The 3,053-nt window shown below is 66.1% G+C and carries 2 protein-coding genes and 1 pseudogene; 2 read left to right on the top strand and 1 reads right to left on the bottom strand.

Annotated elements, in window-relative coordinates; genetic code table 11:
• Positions 1 to 17: 17 nt before the first annotated feature.
• The gene (locus G3436_RS25445) at positions 18 to 1,403 is read right to left on the bottom strand and encodes a NorM family multidrug efflux MATE transporter (protein WP_163950936.1); all 1,386 of its coding nucleotides are present in this window, start codon (positions 1,401 to 1,403) and stop codon (positions 18 to 20) included.
• Positions 1,404 to 1,553: 150 nt separating this feature from the next.
• On the opposite strand from G3436_RS25445, the pseudogene G3436_RS25440 reads away from it, so the two are divergent.
• Both G3436_RS25440 and G3436_RS25435 read left to right on the top strand, forming a co-directional pair.
• Positions 1,554 to 2,497, top strand: a pseudogene (locus G3436_RS25440) (LysR substrate-binding domain-containing protein).
• Positions 2,498 to 2,650: 153 nt separating this feature from the next.
• Positions 2,651 to 3,053: Cache 3/Cache 2 fusion domain-containing protein (locus G3436_RS25435; RefSeq protein ID WP_178116605.1), on the top strand; the 403-nt coding region annotated here is incomplete at its 3' end.

Here is a 3,053-nt window from a genome sequence, read left to right as displayed (position 1 = left end):
TGCCAGCGAAGAGGCCCTCAAGGCTGCACTGAAACCTGTGCTACCTGTGCACTGCCCAGCATCCGCCTCATCCGCCATTCGAACGCCAGCGTCAGCCCCACCGCCGCACACGCCAACCCCAGCGCCAGCCCCCACCACACCCCGACCGCGCCGCCGCCCAACGGGAAGGCGAACACCCAGGCCGCCGGCGCACCGATCAGCCAGTAACAGCCAAGCCCCACCAGAAACGTGGTCTTGGCGTCCTTGAGCCCGCGAATCGAGCCCATCGCGATGGTCTGGATGCCGTCGAACAGTTCAAACCACGCCGCTACTGCCAGCAGGCTCACGGCCACCCGGATCACCTCGGCAAAGGCCGGGTCCTGCCGGTCCAGAAAAAGCCCCACCAGCGCTTCAGGCATGATCCAGAACAGCAGTGCAAAGCCCAGCATCAGCGTCGCGCCAAAGCCGATCCCGATCCTGCCGGCCTGGCGCGCCGCCAGCAGCCGGTCGGCACCGTAGTGCAGCCCCACGCGCATGGTCACCGCGTACGACAGGCCGGCGGGGATCATGAACGCGGTCGAGACGATCTGCAGCGCAATCTGGTGTGCACCCAGGTCGACGGTGCCCATGGTGCCGATGCACAGTGCGGCAAACGCGAACAGCCCGACCTCGACGGTATAGGTCCCGCCAATCGGCAGCCCCAGGCGCCACAGCTCGCGCAGTGCCGGCAGGTGCGGCCGGCCCAGGCCCTGGCGGATCGGGAACGCGGCGTAGGCCCGGTGGTGGCGGATGTACAGCGCCAGTGCCACGGCCATGGCATTGGCCACCACCGCCGTGACCAGGCCAATGCCCATCAGGCCCAGCTTGGGCAGGCCGAACATCCCCTCGATCAGCGCATAGTTGAGCAGGAAGTTGACCAGCGTACCCACCAGGCTGATCACCATCACCGGTGACGAACGCCCCAGTGCACTGGTGAAGCCGCGCAAGGCCATGAAGCTCAGGTAGCCGGGCAGGGCCAGTGGCAGCACCAGCAGGAACTGGCTGGCAAACGCCACGTTGCTCGGGGTCTGGCCCAGCATCAGCAGCACCGCGGACAGGTTCCACAGCACCAGCGCCGCCACGATTGCCATGCCCCAGGCCAGCCACAGCCCGGCCTGGGTCAGGCGCGTGGCGCCTGGGTTGTCCCCGGCGCCCTGGCGAATCGCGACCAGCGTGCCCACGGCGGCGATCACCCCCAGGCAGAAGATCGACACGAACGAATAGCTGGCCGCACCCAGGCCGCCGCCGGCCAGCGCCTCGGGGCTGATGCGGGCCATCATCAGGGTGTCGGTGAGCAGCATCAGCATGTGCGCCAACTGCGAGGCGATCAGCGGCCCGGCAAGCCGTAACAATGCCTTGAGTTCGGTAAAGGGCGCAGCCTGCATGACGCAGCTCCTGAAAAGGGAAGGGCAAGCGCGCAATTCTGGCGGGTTGGCGGCATGCGCACAAAAGGATAAATACGATCATTGGCATGATTAAAACTCATGCGAGTATGATCGGTCTCCCCTTCCTGCCGGCCGTTGGAGTGTCCACGCATGCCACGTCGTTTACCGCCTCTGTATGCCTTGCGGGCGTTCGAGGCTGCCGCGCGACACAGCTCCTTCACCCGCGCCGCCGATGAGTTATCGATAACCCAAAGCGCCGTCAGCCGGCACATCCGCACACTTGAAGAGCACTTTGCCTGCCGCTTGTTCGTGCGCAGCGGTCGCGCCCTGCAACTGAGCGAAGCCGCGCGCCTGCTGCTGCCCGGTGTGCGCGAAGGCTTCGCGGCACTGGAGCGTGCGTGCAACACCCTGCACAGCGAAGACGGTGTGATCCGCATGAAGGCGCCATCGACCCTGACCATGCGCTGGCTGCTGGCGCGCCTGAGCCGTTTTCGCCACCTGCAGCCGGGCAACGAGGTGCAGTTGACCAGCGCCTGGATGGACGTCGACCATGTCGACTTCAACCACGAGCCCTTTGACTGCGCAGTACTGCTGGGCGATGGGCATTTCCCGCCCGACTGGCAGGTGAGCATGCTGTTCCCCGAGCTGCTGATCCCGGTCGCGCACCAGCGTTGCTTGCCCAGCAGCCCTGGGACGTCGAGCGCCTGGCGCACTGCGAGCTGCTGCACCCCACGCCCGACAAGCGCGACTGGCGCAGTTGGCTGGCACGCATGCACCTCACCGAGCAGGTGTCGCTCAAGGGCGGGCAGGTGTTCGACACCCTGGAGCTGGGCATGATCGCTGCCGCGCGCGGCTACGGCGTGTCGATGGGCGACCTGTTGATGGTGGCCGAAGACGTCGCCCAGGGGCGGCTGAGCCTGCCGTGGCCAACGGCGGTTGCCAGTGGCCTGAACTACTACCTGGTGTGGCCGGCGACGCGCTCGGGGGGCGAGCGACTGCGCCGCCTGGGCGATTTTCTACAAGGCGAAGTGCAGGCCATGGCGTTGCCACAGGTGGAAATACTGGGGGCAACAGCGCTCAACATCGGCGAATGACCGTTTGCGCAGAATATCCCTGTGATTCGCTCAAGTAATTCGTGGCGCCGCCGAATCAGTGGATCGAGGGCCACACGTAGAATGGCTCCGACTTTCCCAATGCCGACGGTGCAGTGTGATCAGGACGATCCCGGCCCCTACCCAGGAGCGTTCATGTCCCAACCCCGTGCCCGAATTGCCTCACAGCTCGGTATCGCCCTGGCCGCCGTGCTGGCGGTGGTGATCACCGGCAGTACCCTGTTTGCCTTGCGCTCGCTCGACAGCGCCAACCTGACCACCCGCCAGGAACACCTGGCCAGTGAAGCGCGGTTGCTGGCCGACCAGCTCAACACCTTCCACAGCACCCTGCGCGACAGCACCCAGCGCCTCAGCGGGCTGTTCGAAAAACGCTTTGCCGGCGGCCTGCAGCTCAAGGCCGACGCGAGCGTGACGGTGGCCGGCGTCGCCACACCGGCGTTGTACCTGGGCGAGCATGTGCTGAACAACGATTTCAGCGAGGTCGATGAGTTTCGCCAGATGACCGCCGGGGTGGCCACGCTGTTCGTGCGCAGCGGTG

Origin of the sequence: Pseudomonas brassicae (genome assembly GCF_010671725.1) — a bacterium.
Taxonomy (GTDB): Bacteria; Pseudomonadota; Gammaproteobacteria; order Pseudomonadales; family Pseudomonadaceae; genus Aquipseudomonas; species Aquipseudomonas brassicae.
Note: the sequence above shows the minus strand (reverse complement) of the source record. Positions and strands in the feature narration are given on the sequence as shown.